The organism is Pseudokineococcus sp. 1T1Z-3 (assembly GCF_037482365.1).
In the GTDB taxonomy this organism is placed as follows: domain Bacteria; phylum Actinomycetota; class Actinomycetes; order Actinomycetales; family Quadrisphaeraceae; genus Pseudokineococcus.
Genome location: NZ_JBBHZF010000023.1, coordinates 401,011 through 420,886 on the forward strand (window position 1 = coordinate 401,011; position 19,876 = coordinate 420,886).

18 protein-coding genes are annotated in these 19,876 nt (G+C 76.9%); 9 read left to right on the top strand and 9 right to left on the bottom strand.

Annotation, left to right across the window (positions count from 1 at the left end; all coding sequences use genetic code 11):
• Positions 1–349: 349 nt before the first annotated feature.
• The 9 genes from rpmH to WDV86_RS09290 all read left to right on the top strand — a co-directional run bounded on the left by rpmH (position 350) and on the right by WDV86_RS09290 (position 7,906).
• A complete protein-coding gene (gene rpmH, locus WDV86_RS09250; RefSeq protein ID WP_339567331.1) occupies positions 350–487 on the top strand; it encodes a 50S ribosomal protein L34 in 138 nt (45 codons plus the stop codon).
• A 6-nt stretch (positions 488–493) separates the two neighbouring features.
• Positions 494–934 (top strand): ribonuclease P protein component, encoded by a 441-nt coding sequence (rnpA, locus tag WDV86_RS09255; protein ID WP_339567332.1) that lies wholly within the window; start codon positions 494–496, stop codon positions 932–934.
• 119 nt (positions 935–1,053) lie between these two features.
• Positions 1,054–1,338, top strand: a complete 285-nt coding sequence (gene yidD / locus WDV86_RS09260; RefSeq protein ID WP_339567482.1) for a membrane protein insertion efficiency factor YidD — start codon at positions 1,054–1,056, stop codon at positions 1,336–1,338.
• A 213-nt stretch (positions 1,339–1,551) separates the two neighbouring features.
• On the top strand, positions 1,552–2,859 hold the full coding sequence (gene yidC, locus WDV86_RS09265; RefSeq protein WP_339567333.1) for a membrane protein insertase YidC: 1,308 nt from the start codon (positions 1,552–1,554) through the stop codon (positions 2,857–2,859).
• Positions 2,860–3,154: 295 nt separating this feature from the next.
• Positions 3,155–3,619, top strand: a complete 465-nt coding sequence (locus WDV86_RS09270) for a Jag family protein (RefSeq protein ID WP_445263011.1) — start codon at positions 3,155–3,157, stop codon at positions 3,617–3,619.
• A 14-nt stretch (positions 3,620–3,633) separates the two neighbouring features.
• Positions 3,634–4,305 (top strand): 16S rRNA (guanine(527)-N(7))-methyltransferase RsmG, encoded by a 672-nt coding sequence (gene rsmG, locus WDV86_RS09275; protein WP_339567335.1) that lies wholly within the window; start codon positions 3,634–3,636, stop codon positions 4,303–4,305.
• A gap of 389 nt (positions 4,306–4,694) precedes the next feature.
• Positions 4,695–5,648, top strand: a complete 954-nt coding sequence (locus WDV86_RS09280) for a ParA family protein (protein ID WP_445263012.1) — start codon at positions 4,695–4,697, stop codon at positions 5,646–5,648.
• A 2-nt stretch (positions 5,649–5,650) separates the two neighbouring features.
• Entirely contained in the window at positions 5,651–6,886 is a 1,236-nt protein-coding gene (locus WDV86_RS09285) for a ParB/RepB/Spo0J family partition protein (protein WP_339567337.1), read from the top strand.
• A 324-nt stretch (positions 6,887–7,210) separates the two neighbouring features.
• Positions 7,211–7,906, top strand: a complete 696-nt coding sequence (locus tag WDV86_RS09290; RefSeq protein ID WP_339567338.1) for a GNAT family N-acetyltransferase — start codon at positions 7,211–7,213, stop codon at positions 7,904–7,906.
• Between the two features lie 83 nt (positions 7,907–7,989).
• Here the strand turns inward: WDV86_RS09290 and WDV86_RS09295 are convergent, their stop codons facing one another.
• The 9 genes from WDV86_RS09295 to WDV86_RS09335 form a co-directional block, all read right to left on the bottom strand.
• Entirely contained in the window at positions 7,990–9,168 is a 1,179-nt protein-coding gene (locus WDV86_RS09295) for an N-acetylmuramoyl-L-alanine amidase (RefSeq protein WP_339567339.1), read from the bottom strand.
• 76 nt (positions 9,169–9,244) lie between these two features.
• Complete coding sequence (gene trxA, locus WDV86_RS09300) at positions 9,245–9,568, bottom strand: thioredoxin (RefSeq protein ID WP_339567340.1); 324 nt, start codon at positions 9,566–9,568, stop codon at positions 9,245–9,247.
• 123 nt (positions 9,569–9,691) lie between these two features.
• The gene (gene trxB / locus WDV86_RS09305) at positions 9,692–10,702 is read right to left on the bottom strand and encodes a thioredoxin-disulfide reductase (protein WP_339567341.1); all 1,011 of its coding nucleotides are present in this window, start codon (positions 10,700–10,702) and stop codon (positions 9,692–9,694) included.
• Between the two features lie 185 nt (positions 10,703–10,887).
• Positions 10,888–11,832: a hypothetical protein gene (locus WDV86_RS09310; RefSeq protein WP_339567342.1), complete on the bottom strand. Its 945-nt coding sequence runs from the start codon at positions 11,830–11,832 to the stop codon at positions 10,888–10,890.
• Positions 11,829–12,608, bottom strand: coding sequence for an RNA polymerase sigma factor SigM (gene sigM, locus WDV86_RS09315; RefSeq protein WP_339567343.1), 780 nt, complete (start codon positions 12,606–12,608; stop codon positions 11,829–11,831). Before sigM ends, WDV86_RS09310 begins: the two co-directional genes overlap by 4 nt.
• 1 nt (position 12,609) lies before the next feature.
• Entirely contained in the window at positions 12,610–14,682 is a 2,073-nt protein-coding gene (locus WDV86_RS09320) for a hypothetical protein (protein WP_339567344.1), read from the bottom strand.
• A gap of 176 nt (positions 14,683–14,858) precedes the next feature.
• Positions 14,859–16,715 (bottom strand): murein biosynthesis integral membrane protein MurJ, encoded by a 1,857-nt coding sequence (gene murJ / locus WDV86_RS09325; RefSeq protein WP_339567345.1) that lies wholly within the window; start codon positions 16,713–16,715, stop codon positions 14,859–14,861.
• Positions 16,712–19,135: a DUF6049 family protein gene (locus tag WDV86_RS09330; RefSeq protein ID WP_339567346.1), complete on the bottom strand. Its 2,424-nt coding sequence runs from the start codon at positions 19,133–19,135 to the stop codon at positions 16,712–16,714. Before WDV86_RS09330 ends, murJ begins: the two co-directional genes overlap by 4 nt.
• Positions 19,128–19,808, bottom strand: coding sequence for an NUDIX hydrolase (locus WDV86_RS09335; RefSeq protein WP_339567347.1), 681 nt, complete (start codon positions 19,806–19,808; stop codon positions 19,128–19,130). The genes WDV86_RS09330 and WDV86_RS09335 overlap by 8 nt, the downstream gene beginning before the upstream one ends.
• Positions 19,809–19,876: the final 68 nt, after the last annotated feature.

A 19,876-nucleotide genomic window follows, 5' to 3' on the forward strand; every position in this document is an offset into this window, starting at 1 on the left:
GCACAGGGAGACCAGGCACCGGGGAGCGCCTGCGCTCTCCCTTCGGCCACCGTCCCCCGGGAGGCCTGCGGCGGCCACCGGCCCGGCGCCCCGACGACCGGGGTCCGGCGTGTCGGTCCGCGGACACTACCCCCACCTCGGCGCACCATCGGAGGTTCGCCGGACATGCTCCTCGCCCAGGGTCTTGGACCGGGCCGCCGGCCCGACCTGCCGTTTGACCGGGCAGGGGCCCGCCCGTACCGTGATGCGGTCCGAGCCAGGGCGCGCCCGTCGTCGACGGCGCAGCGACACGGCCGAACCGCTGACCTCCGTGCGCTGGCCGCAGCGCGCCAGAACCTCAGGAGCCCCCGTGAGCAAGCGCACCTTCCAGCCGAACACCCGCCGCCGGGCCAAGGTCCACGGCTTCCGCCTGCGGATGCGCACGCGCGCCGGCCGCGCCATCCTCGCCAACCGGCGCCGCAAGGGTCGCGCCGAGATCTCCGCCTGACCGGCCGTGCTGCCGGTCGCCCGACGCGTCCGCACCGCTGACGCCTTCCGGCGCGCGGTGCGCTCGGGCGCCCGGTCGGGCCGGCGGACGCTCGTCGTCCACGTCGCGATGACCCCGCTGCCGCACCCCGCGGCCGCGGGGTTCGTCGTGTCCAGGGCGGTCGGCGGCGCGGTGGTGCGCAACCGTGTGCGCCGTCGGCTGCAGCACCTCGTGGCCGAGCGGCTCACGGCGCTCCCCGACGGCGCCGAGCTCGTCGTCCGGGCGATGCCGCCCGCCGCGTCGGCGCCCTCGGCGACGCTGGCGCACGACCTCGACGTGGCGCTCGCGTCGGCCCGGGCCTCGGCCGCCCGACGTGCGCGGCGGGCCGCTCTGGCCCCGGCCGGCACGGCAGGTACCGGCCCAGCGGGTGCTGCCGGGACCGAGGCCGGGGCGCGGCTGGGCCGGTGAGCAGCGCATCGCGCCCCGCGGACCCGTCGTCGGCGGGGAGGACCTCCCGCGCCGCCCTGCGGGCTGCATCGGCAGCCACTACCGGCCGGGCGGCCGGTGGACGGGGGGCGGTCGGCGCCCTGACGGCGGGTACGGCCCGGCGGGCCCTGGTGCTGCTCGTGCGCGGCTACCAGCTCGTGGTGTCGCCGTGGTACCCGCCGGTGTGCCGCTTCTACCCCTCGTGCTCCTCCTACGCCGTCCAGGCCCTCGAGAGGCACGGGGCCCTGCGGGGCAGCTGGCTCGCCGTCCGCCGGCTCCTGCGCTGCCACCCGTGGAACCTCGGCGGCGTCGACCACGTGCCGCCCCGTCGCCGCCCACGCTCGTCGGGTCGCGCCGGTGGGGAGCAGGACGGCGACCCCGGCTGAGACGCCGGCCGCGGGTCCGGGCACCGGCGCCCGTCCGGTGGTGGGACCCTGGAGCGGCGCCGGGCCCGTCCGACTCGGCCCCCGCCCCCGCACCGAGCCCCCGCAGCGAGCCCCCCAAGGTCAGTCCCCCGCAGCCCCGCCCCCGCACCGAGCCCGGCACGGGTGGTCACGGCGGGGTCCGCGAGCACCGCCCGAGCCGAACGGCAGGAGCCCATGTTCGAGTTTCTCCGCCCCCTCGAGTGGGTCGTCGCCTGGATCATGGTGACGGCGCACGACCTGCTGACGTCCGCGGGGCTCGAGCCCACGTCCGGGCTCTCGTGGGCGCTGTCGATCGTGGCGCTCGTCGTCGTCATCCGGATCCTGCTCATCCCGCTGTTCGTCAAGCAGATCAAGGCGTCCCGGGGGATGCAGATCGTCGCGCCCGAGGTGCGCAAGATCCAGCAGAAGTACAAGGGCAAGAAGGACCCTGCCTCCCGCCAGCGGATGCAGGAGGAGACGATGGCCGCCTACCGCAAGGCGGGCACCAACCCCCTGGCGTCCTGCCTGCCCATCCTGCTGCAGATGCCGATCTTCATCGCGCTGTTCCAGCTGCTCAACGGCCTCTCGGCGATCGCCTCGGGCACGCGCGACCCGGTCGGGCTCATGACGGTCGAGACGGCCACCCAGGCGGAGGCCTCGACGTTGCTGGGGGCGCCGCTGTCGGCCACCTTCCTCGGCAGCGACGACCTCGTCACCAAGGCCGTCACGGTGCTGCTGATCGTGCTGATGTCGGTGACGACCTTCACCACGCAGCGGCAGCTGATGATGAAGAACATGCCGGCCTCCATGGCCGACAACCCGATGGCGCAGCAGCAGAAGATCATCATGTACGTCCTGCCGCTCGTCTTCGCGGTCACGGGCGTCAACTTCCCCATCGGCGTGCTGCTCTACTGGCTGACGACCAACGTCTGGTCGATGGGTCAGCAGTTCTACGTGATCCGCAACATGCCGGCCCCCGGCTCCGAGGCCGAGGCGAGGCTGCTGGAGCGCAAGGCCCGCCGCAAGGGCGTCACCGTCGAGGAGCTCACCGGCTCCACGCCGACGGGCCCGGCCGCGGCCGCCGAGCAGCCGCGCGGCCAGCGGGCCCAGCCGCGACGCAAGGACCGCCAGCGCAAGCCCGGCCAGCAGCCGGGCCAGCAGAGCACCCCGGAGCAGGGTCCGCGCGAGCGGGGCGAGCCGCCGGCCCCGGCTGAGGGCGCGGGGGACGCGGCGACCAGGGCGCGGTCTGACGCCGCACCCGGCAACGGCACGGTCGCCGACGCGAAGGTCGCTGGCGGCGGCGCGGGGGACGGCGGCAAGAAGGCGAGGCGGGCGGCTGGGGCGCCGGTCAAGCGGACCCCGGCGTCGTCGAGCTCCCGCGACGGCGCGCCAGGCGGCAAGCCGGTCGGACCGGGGACGAAGGGGTCGACGTCCGGCCGGACGGCGGGCAGGCGGGGCAAGCAGGGCACCACGCCAGGAGGCGGCTCCTCGCGCAAGAGCTGAGCACCGCCCGGCTCCCCGCTGCGTCATCAGCACCGGAGCCGTCAACGCACGTCGTGCCGGAGGACGAGCTCCGGCGCTGAGCAGAGAGGGGCCCTCGGGCCGATGAGCGAGCAGCAGGACCAGGCCGTGGACGAGGGGCGAGGGGCGGGCGAGGTACCGGTCGACCGCCGGCCGTCCGAGCCGGGTGCCGAGACCCCGGACCAGGCTCACGAAGGTCAGGACGAGGGCCGCCAGGACGAGGGCCGCCAGGACGAGGGNNGGCCAGGACGAAGGCGGCCAGGGCCGGCGACGACGGCTGGAGGAGGAGGGCGACGTCGCCGCGGACTTCCTCGAGGAGCTGCTGGACATCGCCGACCTCGACGGTGACCTCGACATCGACGTCGAGGACGGCCGGGCGTCGGTCAGCGTGGTCGCCGACGACGCCGCCCCCGCCTCCCTGAGCAGGCTCGTCGGTCGTGACGGCGAGGTGCTCGAGGCCTTGCAGGAGCTCACCCGGCTCGCCGTGCAGGCACGGACCGGGGAGCGCAGCCGACTCGTCCTCGACGTCGGGGGCTACCGGCAGGAACGCCGCGGCGTGCTGGAGCGGCTCGCCCGCGAGGCCGTCGAGGAGGTCCGCTCGGGTGCGCAGTCGGTGCACCTCGAGGCGATGAACCCCTACGAGCGGAAGATCGTCCACGACGTCGTCGCCGGCACCGGCCTCACCTCGGAGTCCGAGGGAGCGGCGGGCGACCGGCACGTCGTCGTCACGGCCGCACCCTGAGCACGGGAGCCGCCGTGGTCGAGCCGCCACGGGAGCCGGCGGCGGCTGCCGCGTTGCTGGGTGACGGGCTGCCGCTGGCCCGTGCCTTCGTCGCCGAGCTCGCCGGTGAAGGGGCGGCTCGCGGCGTCGTCGGACCGCGCGAGGTGCCGCGCCTGTGGAGCCGGCACGTGCTCAACTGCGCCGCCGTGGCGGACCTGGTGCCATCCGGGTCGCGGGTCGTCGACGTCGGCAGTGGCGCCGGCCTGCCCGGGCTCGTCCTGGCGATGTCCAGGCCGGACCTCGACGTGGTGCTCGTCGACTCCCTCCTGCGCCGGGTCCGGTGGCTGGAGCACGTCGTCGGGCTGCTCGACGACCTGGACGTCGCGCCACCGCTACGGGTCGAGGTGGTGCGTGGTCGCGCCGAGGACCTGGTCGGGCAGGTGCAGGGCGACGTCGTCACCTCGCGGGCGGTAGCACCGCTCGACCGTCTCGCGCGCTGGTGCGCACCTCTGGCGTCCGCGGGTGGCCAGCTGCTGGCCATCAAGGGAGCGGGTGCGGCGGAGGAGGTCGCCGAGCACGCCGTCGGCATGGCGCGCGCCGGTCTCCTCGACGTCGAGGTGGTGACGTGCGGCGACGGCGTCGTGGAGGAGGTGACCACCGTCGTGCGAGCTAGGGTCGGGCGTCGCCCGGGTGGTCGTCGGCGGTAGACCAGGCGCCAGCCCCCGGGAGCAGGAGGAGAAGCGTGCAGGCGACGACGGCGCCAGGATGGCCCAGCGTGCGAGGGGGGCCTACCTCCCCGCTGGGATGGCCCGCCGTTCCACGTGGAACACAGGTCGCGGCGGTAGGGGGCATCTCCTCGGCGAGGCTCGTCGGGGCGACGGACGGGGAGGTGCCGCGGCTGCCCGTGGACGAGGTCGACCTCCCGGATGAGGACGAGGTCGCCCTCGCCGACCCGCCGGAGCAGACCGGTGCGCGATCGGGCGGCCTGGACGGCGACGACCCGCTCGTGCTGACCGCCGCAGAGATCGCTGCGGCCGAGGGTCCCGAGGGCAAAGGGCCTGAGGACGAGCACCGGGGCGGCACGGCCGACGCGGAGGTGGCCCGGCTCGTGAGCTCTCTCCCCCAGGTCGACGAGACGACGCCGCTCGCCCGCGAGGTGGCCGCGGACGCCCGTCGCCGCCTCTCCCTCCAGGGACGCCCGCTGCCTCGGCCGGCGCGGACCCGCGTGCTCACCGTGGCGAACCAGAAGGGCGGCGTCGGCAAGACGACGACGACCGTCAACCTCGCCGCCGCGCTGGCCCAGGCGGGCGCCCGGGTCCTGGTCCTCGACGCCGACCCGCAGGGCAACGCCTCCACGGCGCTCGGCGTCGAGCACCACGCCGAGGTCGCCGGGCTGTACGACGTCCTCGTCGACGGCGTGCCGCTGGAGGACGTGCTGCAGGAGTGCCCGGACGTGCCAGGGCTGGCCTGCGTCCCCGCGACCATCGACCTGGCAGGCGCCGAGATCGAGCTCGTCTCGATGGTGGCGCGCGAGACCCGGCTCCGGAGCGCCGTGGCCGGGTACCTGGCACGTCGCGCGAGTGCCGGCGAGGCGCCGCCGGACTACGTCTTCGTCGACTGCCCCCCGAGCCTGGGGCTGCTGACGCTCAACGCGTTCGTCTGCGCGGAGGAGGTGCTCATCCCCATCCAGTGCGAGTACTACGCGCTGGAGGGCGTGAGCCAGCTGCTGAAGAACATCAGCATGATCACCCAGCACCTGAACCCGGTCCTGCATGTCTCGAGCATCCTGCTGACGATGTTCGACGGCCGGACCCGGCTGGCGGCCCAGGTCGCCGACGAGGTCCGCACGCACTTCCCGCGAGAGGTGCTCACGACGACGGTGCCCCGCTCGGTCCGCGTGTCGGAGGCACCGTCGTACGGCCAGACCGTGATGACCTACGACCCGGGGTCCAGCGGGGCCCTGTCCTACCTCGCCGCTGCCCAGGAGCTCGCCGAGCGACCGGTGCGGCCGGCGGAGCAGGACCTCACGACGAGCGGATCGAGGCGCTGACCATGACGGACCGACGACGGGGTCTCGGCCGAGGGCTCGGAGCCCTGATCCCCGCGGGGCCAGACGGTGAAAGGCCCCGCGACGTCTTCTGGCAGGGCAGCTCGGGCGCGACCGCCGTGGCCGAGCGGCCCCGTTCCACGTGGAACGAGACGGACGGGCTAGCGCCTGGCGCGGCCGACCGGCCGGGCTCCTCCGACGACGGAGGGGACGGCCAGAGGGCGCACGGCGAGGGGGAGGACGGCCGGCACGCGCACGCCGACGGCCTCCTGGACGTCCCGGGAGTACGCCTCGTCGAGGTCCCGGTCGACGCGATCCGGCCCAACCCGCGCCAGCCTCGGACGGAGTTCGACGAGGACGACCTCGCCGAGCTCCAGCAGTCCATTCGCGAGGTCGGGGTGCTGCAGCCGGTCGTCGTGCGGCCGGTCCCCGTCGACGTGCCGGCCGACGGCGCGGGCGACCTCTCGGGTGACGATCAGGAGGCACCGCGGGAGCGCGGCGAGACGGCGCCAACGGTGCGCTTCGAGCTCGTCATGGGCGAGCGACGGTGGCGGGCCTGCCGGGAGGCGGGGCTCGCGACCGTGCCGGCGGTGGTGCGGGGCACGGAGGACGACGCCCTGCTGCGGGACGCGCTGCTGGAGAACCTCCACCGCAGCCAGCTCAACCCGCTCGAGGAGGGCGCGGCCTACAGCCAGCTGCTCGAGGACTTCGGCTGCACGCACGAGGAGCTGGCTCGCCGCATCGGGCGCTCCAGGCCGCAGATCACCAACACCATGCGCCTGCTCAAGCTGCCCCCGCTCGTCCAGCGGCGGGTCGCGGCCGGTGTCCTGTCCGCCGGGCACGCCCGCGCCCTGCTCGGACTGCCCGACGCGGCGGCGATGGAGCGGCTGGCGCAACGGGTCGTCGCCGAGGGGCTGTCGGTCCGCTCGACGGAGGAGGCGGTGGCCCTCGGTGAGGAGGCGCCGGCACCGCGTCGTGCGGCGGCCCCGAGAGCCCGGGACGAGCGGGCCGAGGCCGTGGCGTCAGCGTTGTCCGAGCGGCTGGAGACGCGCGTCACCGTGGCGATGGGGCGTCGGAAGGGGCGGTTGTCCGTCGAGTTCGCCGGGGCGGAGGACCTCGAGCGCATTCTCGCGGTGCTCGCCCCGGAGATGCTCGACGGGCAGCCCGTCCGCGGTGGTGGGGCAGGCGTCGGTGACGCCGGGGGGACTGCTGCGGACCCGTCGCCCACGGACGCCGTCTGATGCGTGGCCGGCTGCGGCGCCCCACCCGCTCGCTGCCCTGGCCGCCCTCCCGTCAGACGTCCTGGCGGCCGTCCCGTCGTCACGGCCAGCCCGCGCCGCACGACGGTCGGGCGGATCGTCGGCGCACCCTCGCGGCAGTCGGGCTGGGCCTGTCGCTCGGCGCCGCAGCAGCCTTCGTCGGCGCCATGGTGCGGCCCCGGCCCGCCGAGGGGTACGACCCCCGGCGGCGGGCCTGACGCCGCGGACCTGCGCGTCCGGGTCGGGGTACGAGGTGGTGGGCGCCTGCACGCCCCGTCGCCCGGGGGCACGACGGAGGAGGGTGTGGTGAGCCGGAGCGTCGGCCCCCTGACGCTGGAGCACGTGGCGCAGCTGCCGCAGCCGTGCCGGACCTGCGTGCGGTGGGAGCTCGACGAGGCCGCCGCGACGTCGGTCCGCCAGGGCGGGGACCCGGCCTTCGAGAAGGAGGCATGGCTCTCGCGCACGCTCCTGGAGTGGGGCTCGTGCGGCCGGGTGGCGCACGAGGGCGGCGAGCTCGCGGCCTTCGTGACCTACGCCCCGCCCTCCCTCGTGCCGCGCTCGCTGGTCTACCCCACCTCCCCCGTCAGCGCCGACGCCGTGCTGCTGATGACGGCCGGCGTGCTCGCGGGCCACCGGGGCGGCGGACTCGGCCGGGTGCTCGTCCAGTCCGCGGCGAAGGACCTGACCCGGCGCGGGGTGCGTGCCATCGAGGCCTTCGGGTCCGCGGGCTCCGAGGTGGACGCCGACGTGACGGCGCCCGAGGGCCCCGCCGGTGGTCGGCCAGGACTCCGGGACCCCACCACCGTCCGGTCGGCCCGCCTCGGCGGGGGGTGCCACCTGCCCGCCGCCTTCCTCCTGCAGGTGGGCTTCGAGGTCGTCGCGGCGCACCACCGGTGGCCGCGGCTGCGCCTGGAGCTGCGGACCGCGCTGTCCTGGCGCGAGGACGTCGAGCGTGCGCTCGACCGCATCCTGGCCGACGTGCGCGTGCCGGCGCTGCGCTGACGGCTGCGGTGGCCTGGATCACGGCCCCCGGAGGGTGCGCCCGCACCGTGAGGGGCTGGGCACGGGCCGAGGTGTCGTGCCGGTCACCCCGGCGCGGGCACCACGGCCATGAGCCCGGTCGCGACGTCGTCGTCGGCCTGGAGGAAGAAGCGGTGCACGGCCGCGGCCAGCGCCTCGGCGCACCTGTCGCGGAAGGCGGGATCGGCGAGCTCGGCCGCGTCCTCGGGTGAGGTGAGGTACCCGAGCTCCACCCTGACCGCGGGCATGCTCGTCATCCGGAGCACGTCGGTGTCCCAGGTGTGGGTGCGGAGGTCGGCCAGGCCGGTCCGGGCCAGGACCTCACGCTGCACCAGCCCGGCCAGACGCGCTCCCTCGACGGAGAAGGACGACGACGTCGCCGAGGCCCACGAGAAGGTCGCGACACCGCGTGCGGGCGAGGGCGGCAGGTTCGCCGGGTCGGCGTCACCCCGTGCCGGTGTCACCGCGTCGCAGTGCAGGGCGAGGACGACGTCGGCGGCGACCGCCTCGGCGAGGTCGGCGCACTGCTCGGCCGTCGGCTCCTGCGCGGCGCCCCGGCTGAGGACGACCGTCGTCCCGGCTGCGGCGAGCCGACCCTCGAGGCGCTGGGCCAGGTCGAGGACGACGTCGGCCTCCCGCAGACCGTGACCGATGGCCCCGGGATCCTCGCCGCCGTGCGCGGGATGGACGAGGACGACGCGGCGGCTCGGCCGCCGTCGCGCCTGCGCCGTCCTCTCGGCGTCTCGCAGCGCGAAGGCGTCGCCACCCCCGACCGACCGGTCCAGACGTCGCAACGCCTCCAGCGTCTCGGGGCCGACGACGCCGTCGGCCGGCGTCCCGCTGCTGCGCTGCAGCTCTCGGACACCGGCCTCGGTCCGCGGCCCGTACCGGCCGTCCCGGCGGTCGTCGAGCAGCCCGAGGGCCAGCAGCCGGGACTGCAGCACCGCGACGTCGTCCCCGTGCATGAGGTGCCCCGGGACGAAGCGCAGCACGCGGTCGCCGAGACGCCAGCACGCGGCGTGCAGGGCCCGGGAGGTCTGCGCCCCGACGACGCCGTCGGCACGTAGCTGCCGCGACTGCTGGAAGGCCCGCACCGATCTCGCCAGCGCCTCGTCGAAGACGTCGTCGTCCGGTGCTGCGGAGCCGGTGGGGACGTCGTCCCTGCTGCGGGAGAGGAGCTCTCGCAGCCCGGCGACGCGTGGTCCGCGGTCGCCGAGCCGCAGGGCCAGGTCAGCCGTGCTCACGTGTGCGCCTTCCTCCTCCACCGTGGTGCTGTCGACGCCGACGCCGACGAGCGTCGACCGCGCGGCCCGGGACACCTCAGGCCAGGTACTCGCCCAGCTCGCGGACGAGGGCCGGCTTGGGCTTCGCCCCGATGATGGACTTCACGAGCTCACCGCCGGAGTACACGTTGAGCGTGGGGATCGAGGTGATGCCGTACGTCGCCGCGACCTTGGGGTTCTCGTCGGTGTTGACCTTGACCACCTCGATGGAGCCGGCGTACTGGTCCGACAGCTCTTCCAGGACCGGCGCGACCTGACGGCAGGGGCCGCACCACGGGGCCCAGAAGTCCACGAGCACGGGCTTGGAGGCCTGCAGGACCTCGGTGTCGAAGGTGTCGTCGGTGACGGTCCTAGTGCTCATGGGTCTCCTCGGTGCGGCGGTCTGCCCGACGGCAGAGGTGCCGGTGCTGGGTAGGGTCGGTGCTGGGTGGGGCTGGTGCTGGGTGGGGTCGGTGCTTGGTGCGCCCGGGCGGTGCCGGGCCGCTCAGGGGTGGCCAGCGGCGCCGGCCATCTCCGGCTTGCCCTCGACCAGGGCGACGTCGGGGGCAGGGCCGCCGGCGTCGCCGAGCTCGGCGAGATACCGCTCTGCGTCGAGGGCGGCCACGCAGCCGGTGCCGGCCGCGGTGATGGCCTGCATGTACTCGTGGTCGATGACGTCGCCGCAGGCGAAGACGCCCGGCAGGTTCGTGCGGGAGGAGCGCCCGTCGACGGCGATGAAGCCGTGGTCGTTGATGTCGACCTGTCCCTTGACCAGCTCGACCCGCGGGTCGTGCCCGATGGCGACGAACATGCCGGTGACGTCGAGCTCGCGCTCGCTGCCGTCGGTCGTGCTCCGGACCTTCAGGCCGCTCACCTTGTCGGCCCCGAGGACGTCGACCACCTCGGTGTCCCAGGCGAAGCGCATCTTCTCGTTGCCGAAGGCCCGCTCCTGCATGACCTTCGAGGCGCGGAGCTCGTCACGGCGGTGAACGAGGGTCACCGAGCGCGCGAAGCGGGTGAGGAACGTCGCCTCCTCGACCGCGGAGTCCCCGCCGCCGACGACGGCGATGTCCTGGTCGCGGAAGAAGAAGCCGTCGCAGGTCGCGCACCAGCTGACGCCCCGGCCCGAGAGGCGCTTCTCGTTCGCCAGGCCGATCTCCCGGTAGGCCGAGCCCAGCGCGAGCACCACCGTGCGGGCGCGGTAGGTCCGCCCGCCGCCGAGCACGACCTCCTTGACGTCGCCCTGCAGGCGTAGCTCCACGGCGTCGTCGAAGAGCACCTCGGCACCGAAGCGCTCGGCCTGCTGCTGCATGCGCTCCATGAGGTCGGGGCCCATGAGCCCCTCGGGGAAGCCAGGGAAGTTCTCGACCTCGGTCGTGTTCATGAGCGCACCCCCGGCTGTCACCGAGCCGGCGACCACGAGCGGCTCGAGGTTCGCCCGTGCGGCGTAGACGGCGGCGGTGTAACCCGCAGGGCCGCTCCCCACGATGATCACGTTGCGGACGTCGTCGCTCACGCTGGCTGCTCCTCGGTCGGTCGGTCGCGGGTGGTCACGTCAGGAGTTGCGGGCAGTGCGAGGGCGTCCTGCCGGGCGTCACCTTCTCGCACGCCACGGCGTCTCGGCCGTCCTCCAGCCACGGTGCGTCAACCGGCTACCGCGGGCGGCTGTTCCGCGTGGCCCCGCGCGGCGTCGGCCTGGCCTCAGCCGTCGAGGACCTCGAAGTGCCGCAGGCCGCCCTGGCCGCCGACGCACCCCGGGGCGACGAACCAGACCTGCACGGCCCCCCCCGGGCCGTCGCCCGTCCCGTCCGTCGTCTGCGCGGGGACGGGCACGACGACGAGGTCGGCGGGCGTCCCCTCCCACCGGGCCGAGTCGACGAGCAGCGCCTCGGCGTCCGCCCGGCCGAGCGAGGCGAGGCACTCCGCCAGCCGAGCGGGATCACCCAGACCCGCCGGTTCCGCCGACCCGCTCTCGTCCGCGCTCCCGCGGCCGAGGTCGACGCCGGACGGCCCGGGCAGCGCGTCGCGCAGACCGTCGGCGTCCTCGGCCTGGAGGACCGCGGCGAGCTGGTCGGCGACGCGCCCCGGCTCGTAGTCGGTGCCTGAGGACAGCACCAGGGTCGCCGTGGTGGCGGGGGGTCCGCCGCCGTCGAGCTGCGCCGTCCCGGGGTCGGCCGTCCCGGCTCCCGCCACGGAGTCCGCGCCGCCGTCACCGCCCAGCGGGCTGACCGAGACGGCGACGGCCGTCCCGAGCCCGGCGAGGAGGACCACGGAGGCGGCCAGCGCGACGGCGCCGCGCCGTCGGTGCCGGCGCGCCGCCTGCCGCGTGCGCCCGGCCTCCTGCGCCACCGCCGCGGCGATCCGTGCCTGCAGCTCCGGCGGTGGCGGCGGTGCGGCGACGGCCCGAGCCCGCAGCAGCCGGCGGACCGCGCGCATGTCCTCCAGGACGCCCCGGCAGCGCTCGCACCCCAGCACGTGGGCGGCCACGAGGGCCTCGGGCGGTGGACCGTCCTCGCCGCCCCGGTCGCGGACCTCGTGGAGGTCGGCGTCCAGCAGCGCGTCCACCTCGGCCGCGTCTGGGTGCATCTTCGGGCCCGGCGGCGGGTCGACGTCGTCGGGCCCGTGGGGCGCAGGGGGCTGGCTCACGGCACCTCCTCGGAGTCGGTCGTCGGGCTGCCCGTGGTCCCGCTGCCGCCGGCACCTGCGGCACCCCCGCCGCGCAGGCACCCCTCCTCTCGGACGCCGCGGGAGCGGGTGCGGTTCCCGGCCGCTGGCCCCCCGGCGCGCCGGGGCGCCACGCCGCGGGCCCGCAGCAGCTCGGCCAGGGCGGCACGGCCCCGCGCGCAGCGGGACTTCACCGTGCCGACGGCGACCCCCAGGACCTCTGCTGCGTCCGCGACGGACATGTCGTGGAGGTCGACGAGGACGAGCGCGGCCCGCTGGTGCTCGGGCAGCCCGGCGAGCGCCACGCCGACGTCGACCTGCAGCTCGACGTCGGCCAGGGCGTCCCCGGCGGCCGGCAGCCTCTCGGCGGCACCACCGTCGTCGTCCGGGGACCTGGGGGCGTCCAGCGACACCGTCGGACGGGCCGTGCGCCGCCGGAGCCGGTCGAGGCAGGCGTTGAGGGTGATCCGGTGCAGCCAGGTGCTGACGGCGGCGTCACCGCGGAAGGACGGCGCGGCCCGCAGCGCGGAGACGAAGGCGTCCTGCACGGCGTCCGCGGCCTCCTGCTCGTCCCGCAGCACCCCGGCCGCGAGCCGCCACAGCCGGGCGCCGTGGCGTCGGACCAGCTCCTCGAAGGCACGCTCGTCCCCGGCGAGGTGGGCCCGCAGCAGCGCGGCGTCGACCTCTCGCGCGTCGGCGCCCGCGGCGTCGAGCCGGTGGGCGCCGTCCCGCTGGTCGGGCCGTCCGCGGGCCGCCACCTCAGCGCACCTGCACCTGCGAGACCTCGACGGCGTAGCCGCCGCCGTAGGGCGGCAGGCTCGTGAACCACAGGAGGAGCTCCTGCGCCTCGACGGGCTCCGGCGGGACAAGGTCGACCGGTCCGCCGCCGAGCTCGGCGGTCGCGACGACCTGCGAGCCCTCGAGCCTGAAGCCGGGCGCCGTCCGCAGCTCCACCGTCCCGCCCGCCGTCGGCGTGGTCAGGGTCACGCCGCTGACGAGCACCGGTGCCTCCAGCTGCAGCCCGTAGCCGACGCCCTCCTTGAGGTTGCCGAAGTCGGCCGTCGTGTAGGTCGAGGAGCGCCAGGCGGTGCCGGGGTCGCCGTCCAGGGCCAGCGGCACCAGCTCGTCGTTCTCGACCCCGTCGCCCAGGGGGTCGGCGACGACGCCGTTCGTCACGACCGGTGCGGGCGGCGGCTCCGGCTCTGGCTCTGGCTCCGGCGCGGGCTCGTCCGTCGTCTGCGCCTGCCCGGTCTCGGTCGGCGCGGGGCCCGCGACGTCGTCGTCGCCGCCCGGGCCGATGCCGCGGAGCACCTGCAGCGCCAGGAGCAGGGCGAGCACGACGGCCGCCAGCGCGACGCCGATGACCACGGCGCTCTGCGTCCGGCTCGGCCGCCGGGCCACCTCGGCGGCCATGGCGCCCTCGCCCGCCCCGGCCGAGCCCTCGTCCCCGAGTCCGCCCGAGCCTCCCGTGACCGCCGGTCCGCTGCCGCCGCCTGCCCTCGCCGGCGCGCCGCCGTCACCGGCCGCGCCGCCGGACAGCCGTGCCGAGCCTGTCCGCCCACCCAGGCCGACGCCCGCGGCCGCGCGTCGACCGCCGGCCCCGGGCACCGCAGCGCCTGCCACGGAGGCGGTCGTGGCTGCCGAGGTGGTGCCCACGACCGCAGGGACCTTGGCCGCCGCCGTGCCCGTCTCCGGGCCCGTGACGTCGTCGAGGCGCTCGCCCTCGCCCCCGTCCACCGGTGGCAGCGAGCCCGTGGCCCCCGACGGGCTGGACCGCGGTCGCCGGGCGGCCGGCACGAGCGAGGCGGGCGCGGCCACCGCCTCGTCTGGCTCGCCGTCGTGAGTGCGCAGGTGGGGCGAGGCGGCCGTGCCGCCGCCACCGCCGGGGCGGCCGTCGAGGTAGGGGGAGTCCCACGGCGCGAGCTGCTCGGCCAGCTCCCCGGGCGTGCGCGGCCCGTCCTCGTGCGGGCCGAGCACGGCCGAGCACAGGAGGTCCAGGTCGGCCGGCACGTCGTCGACGAGGTCGGCCGGCGCGACCGGGCCGCCGTCACCCCGCGGTGCCGAGGGGAGACCCGCCCCCTCGGCGTCACCGCTCCCGTCCACCGGACGCCCTGCCCCCGCGGCGTCACCGCGCAGCGGCCCGGGCCAGCACCCGGTGAGCCCGGCGTGGACCAGGGCGACGAGCCCGACGACGTCGGCGCGGGCGGCGACGGCGGGGTCGACGTCACCGGCGACGGCCTCGGCGGGGTCGCCGTCCGCGACCGCCGCGCGGATCTCCACGCCGGTCACGACGACGCCGCCGTCGGAGGCCCGCAGCAGGTGGGCGGGCGACAGGCGCCGGTGGTGCAGGCCCAGGGCCCGCGCCCGCTCGAGCGCCTGCGCGGCCTCGCCGACGAGCGTGCGCACCAGGGGCGCCGGGAGCGGCCCGCGCCGGCGCACGAGCGCGGCGAGGGACTCACCGGGCACCGACTCGGTGACGACGAAGGACCACCCCGCCTCCGGCTCCTCGGAGGCGCCCTCCCGCGACGAGCCCGGGGCCCTCGTCGAGCCGCCGTGCCCACCGGTGCCGGTGCTGCCCACGTCCAGCACGCGCAGCACCCGGGGGTCCTCCACGAGGGCGGCGCGGCGCGCGGCGTCCACGACGTCCTCGGCCCCCCCGGCGACGGCGAGCAGCTCCACGGGACGGCGCAGGAGCAGGTCGCGGCCGTGCCAGGTGCTCGTGGCGCCGACCGGGGCAGGCCCGCCCGCGGGGGCGCTCCCCCCGGTGCGTCGCACCAGCCGGTACCGCCCCGACAGCTCCGTGCCCTCGTGCAGGGGTGGTGCAGCGTCCACGCCCGAGCCCTCCGTCCTCTTCTCCGCGGCCCCCCGCGGGCGTCGTCGCGCCGACGCCTCGTGCGCGCCCGCGAGCGCTGGTCAGCGTAGGGGCGGGCGGCGACACCGCCGGGCACCCGCGCCCGCCGACGTCGAGACCTCCGGCGGCGGGCGCCACCGTCGTCGCGGGCGCCGGCTCACCGGCTGCGGCGCACCTGCGCGAGGACGTCGTCGAGCTCCCGCACCCGGGTGGCACGCAGCATGAGCACGTACACGCCGACGACGACGGCGCCGCCCACGAGCACCACGGCGAGCGCCGTCGGCCGCCCGGTGAGGCCCTCGGTGAGGGACTGCTCGAGCAGGGACTGGACGCCGGCGCGCGCCGCCCAGCCGCACAGGCCGGCGACGACGGCTGCCAGCAGCACCCGCACGTGCAGGCGCAGCACGCGGGAGCCGTCGAAGGAGCCCGTGCGCCGGCGCAGCAGCACCAGCGCCACGGCGAGGCCCGCCGCGCTGCCGACGCTCTGGGCGGCGCCGAGCCCGACGACGACGAACGCGGGCGCGACGAGGAGGGCGACGGCCGCGGCGACGACCGCCGAGGCCACCGCCGCCACGACGACGCCGACGAACGGCCGCCGGCCGTCCTCGCGGGCGAAGAAGGAGCGCTGCACGAGGTACAGGGCGCTGTAGAAGGGCAGCCCGAGCGCCATCGCCGCGGTCGTCAGGCCGATGGAGGCGCCACCGCCGGGGCCGAAGAGCAGGACCCCGATCGGGCCGCCGAGCACGACCAGCCCCGTGGCCGAGAGGACGGAGACGACGCCCAGCAGGCGCAGGCCCAGGGAGAGGTCCGAGCGCGCCCCCCGCTCGTCGCCGGCGGTGATCCGGTTGGACAGACGGGTGAAGAGGGCGGTGACGACCGAGACGGCGACGAGGGAGTGCGGCAGCACGTAGAGCAGGTAGGCGTAGGACAGGACGGCCGGGCCGGGCGGGGCGACGCCGTCGGGCAGGTCGGCCGCCTGGGTCGCGTAGACGGCGATGTTCTTCGTGAGGAAGAAGCCGGCCTGGGAGACGATGATCCCGCCGAAGGTCCACAGCGCGACCGTGCCGGCGCTGCGCAGGCCCACGCCGCGGACGCCGAACCGCGGGGTCCACGTGAAACCGAGCCGGCGCAGCGGCACGAGGAGCACGAGAGCCTGGGCGGCGACGCCGAGCGTGGCCGTGCCGGCCAGCAGGGCCACCTGGCCCTGGGACAGGCCGTCGCGCCCGAGCAGCGGGTCGGCGCGGCCGAAGACGACGATGAAGACGAGCAGCCCCGCGATCGCCACGACGTTGTTGACCACGGGCGCCCACATGTACGGCCCGAAGCTGCCGCGGGCGTTGAGCACCTGGCCCAGGACCGTGTACAGGCCGTAGAAGAAGATCTGCGGCAGCACCCACAGCGCCATCGCCGTCGCCAGGCGCACCTCGGGGCCACCCCACGCGAGGCCGTAGGCGCGCACCAGGAGCGGCGCCGCGAGCAGGCAGATCGCCGTGATGACGACGAGGCCGAGGACGACGAGCGTCACGAGCCGGTCGACGAAGGCCTTGCCGCCGTCGGGGTCGCGCGAGGCGCGGACGATCTGCGGCACGAGCACGGCGTTGAGCACCCCGCCCGCGATGAGCAGGTACACGATGTTGGGGATGTTGTTGGCGACGTCGAAGGTGTCGGCCGTGACGCCGACGGCGCCGATGGCGGTGACGAGCACCACCGAGCGCACGAGGCCGAGCACCCGGCTCGCGGCGGTGCCGGCGGCCATGACGGTGCTGGAGCGGACCAGCGAGCGCACGCCGCCGACCTCGGCCGCGGCGCCTGTGCCTGTCCCCGTGCCTGCACCTGCACCTGCACCTGTGCCCGGGGACGCGCCGACGCCGGCGTCGACCGGCCCGGCGGTGGCACCACCTGGGTCCGCGGCGCCGTCCGCCTGCCTGGGGTCGGTCGGGCCCGGCGGTCCCGGGGCGCGGGCGGTACCACCCGGTTCGACCGCTCCCCCGGGGGAGGTCCTCGGCGTGCTCATCGTCTCTCCTCGGCCGTGGCGGTGTCCGCCGGCTGCGGGGGGTGCTCGGGTTCGCCCGGGCGGGCGGGGCTGGCCGGTGGCTCCGGCCCGGCGGCCGCTGCGGACGGCTGGTCGGGGCTCCGGGGTCGCACGCCCGGCGGGCGTGCGCGCACCCGCCGGACGGTACGCACGAGCCCCAGCAGGAGCACGAGGGCCCCGAGACCGGCGATCCCCGCGGTCCCCCAGGCGGCGACGTCGAGCCGGACCTGCACGGGCACCTCGGTGGCGGCGCCGACCAGCACGCCGCCGGGGGAGCGCAGCTCCAGGCGCAGCACGGCGTCGCCGCCGGCGACCGCCTCGACGGGCACCAGGACCTGCGCCCGTGAGCCGGGCCCGACGGTCGTCGCCGCCTCGCCGCGCACGCGCAGGCGGGGAGAGTCCGACGTCGCCGTGACGACGACGTCCACGGCCTGGTCGAGGCGGTTGGCGACCGTCACGGGCACCGACGTCTCCGCACCCACGACCGTCACCGTGCCGCCCTGCACGAGCGAGACCGCGCCGGCGAGCACCCCCAGGTCCGCGACGGTCGCCTCGACCTCGGCCGCCCACCCCTGCCTCGTGCGGGCGGCCAGCGCGGCGGCGGCGACGGCGCTGCGCTCGGAGGCGGACAGGGGGGCCCGGTCGCGGAGGACGGCCTCCAGCGCGCCCGCCGCGCGGACCGCCTCGACCACCGAGGTCAGCACACCGGCGTCCAGGGGGGGCGACGGCGTCCCCGTCGCCTCGTCCGGGAGCACGACCACGTCGGCGGTGCCCGCCCCGCCCGCCGCCTCGTCCGGGTCGGCGTCGGGGTCGGGGTCGGCCAGCAGGTCCGAGACGTCGGTGGTCTCGACCCAGGGGGCGCCCGTGAGCGCGTCCAGCGCCGCGCCGGCCACCTCGACGTCGGCGTCCCAGGTGCGCGGCGGGAGCACGAGGGCGCGCTCGCCCTCCTCGCGGGTGAGCGCCGCCGTCTCGGCGAGCAGCCGGGCCGGCAGCAGGGCACCCGCGTCGGGGTCGTCGGCCGTCGTCAGCAGGTCGGTGAGGGTCGGGTCGGGCAGGAGCGCGGTCAGGTCGCTGCCCGCGACCGGGGCGGCGGGGCCGGCCGGTGGGTCGTCGAGGAGGGCGCCGTCGAGGAGGGCGCCCACTGCGCCCGACCCGGCGGCGAGCTCGGCGGCACCCGTGCCGAGTGCTCCTCCGGCCGGCCAGACGACGTCGGTGCGCCCGCTCACGCCCGCCCGCTCGAGCGAGCGTCCGGCCTGGGCGAGCCCGAGGCGCCACAGCTCGGGCGTCCCGGCGCCCGTGACCGAGAGCAGGTCGGTGTCGGCGCGGGGCAGGGCCAGCACCTCGTGGTCGGGGGCCGCGGCCAGCAGCCGCTCGCGCCAGGCGAGGACGGCGCCGGTCGGCTCGGGCCCGGCCGGGGTGGTCGCGGTCGCCGACGGGACGTCGCCGGCCGGGACCTCGCCTGGCGCCAGCGGCGGGGTCGCCCCCGCGACCGGTGGCTCGCCCACCCCAGACCCCGGTGCCTCGACCGGTGCGGCGTCGGTGCTGTCGCCGGGCTCGGAGGAGTCCAGCAGCAGGGGGTCGAGCACCCACGTCGTGCCGGGGTGCTCGGCCAGCGTCAGCAGGCGGCCGAGCCGGCCGTCGTCGCCCGCCTCGTCGTCGCCCGTCCCGTCGCCGCCGTCCGGGCTGGTCTGGTCCCCGGCCGGGTCGTCGACCAGCCGGGAGAGCTCCGCGTCGGGCACGAGCGCGGTGCCCACGTCAGGGGCCGCACCGGTGAGGGGCACCACGACCCCGAGGCGCAGCGGGTCCGGCTCCGGGTCGCCGGGGTACCAGACGGCATGGCCCCGGTCGGCGTCCAGCCTCGTGCCGCCCGCGTCGACGACGTCGACGGCGACCCCCCGCGGGCCCCAGGTCGAGGGGTCTCGCGGCAGGCCGAGGTCGGCGGCGGGCACGGACAGGCGCAGGCGCTCCTGAGTGCGCGGCGGCAGCGGCTCCAGCAGCGGCCGGCCGAGCACCACGGCTCCCGCGGCCGCGTCGACGGGCGCCCCTGCCCAGGCGGCGACGCCGTCGCGGTCGAGCCGCGCGCGCTGCACGCGCAGCTCGACGGTGAGGTCGCGGACCTCCTGCTCGGTGCCGTTGACGAGCAGCACCTCGACGGTCAGGTCGTCGTCGGCGGCGAGGGCCTCGGCGGGCAGGTCGACGACGCGCACCCGCACGCCGCCGGGGGCGTCGTCGGGAGCCGCTGCACGCGCCGCGCTCGTGCTCGCCGGCTCCAGCACCGGGGCCGCGGGCGCACCCGGCCCGGTCGGCAGCGCCGCGGCCGGCGTCGGCGCGAGGGCGGCGAGCAGCAGCGGCACGCCGACGAGGGCAGCGGTGAGCGCGCCGCGGCGGGCCCGCTCAGCCACCGTCGTCGAGGAGGTCCCCGGCGGCGCGGACGATGCGGCGCTCGTTGGGGAAGGCGAGACGTCCCTGCAGCTCGGGGGCGGGCACCCAGGCGGCCTCGACGGCCTCGGCGTCCGGGTCGCCCTCGACGCCGAGGCACCCTCCGGTCGCCCGCAGGAGGAAGTGGTGCACGGTCTTGTGGATGCGCCGGCCGTCGGCGGTGAACCAATAGTCGATGGTGCCGAGCGGGCGCACGGGCTCCCCGGTGATGCCGGTCTCCTCGGCGATCTCGCGCACCGCCGCCTCGACCGGGGTCTCCTCGCCCTCCAGGTGGCCCTTGGGCAGGCACCACTCCAGGCGTCCGGCGCGGTTGACCCGTGCGATGAGGGCCACCTCGGGCACGCCGCCGGAGTCCCGGACCACGAGCCCGCCGGCGGAGGTCTCCTCCACCGTCCCGCGGCGGGGGGTGCGGGAGCCGCGGCCCCGCGGTCGGGGGCGCCCGTCGTGCTCGCCGCCGCCGGGGGGGACGCCCGTCGTGTCCCGCCGGGCCTGCTCCTCGGCGCTGCTGCGTGCGGTGGCCGCGACCTCGGGCTGCACCTGGTCCTCGGCGGCGTCCTGCCGGCCGGCGCCGGCCTCCTCCGACCGCGGCGCGCGCGCCCGCGGCAGCGAGGGAGGTCGACCGGTGGACGCGGACATGCTCAGCACTGTAACGACGGCCCCCCGGGCCTCCCCCCTGCTGAGAGGAGCCGGCAGGAGTCGTGATC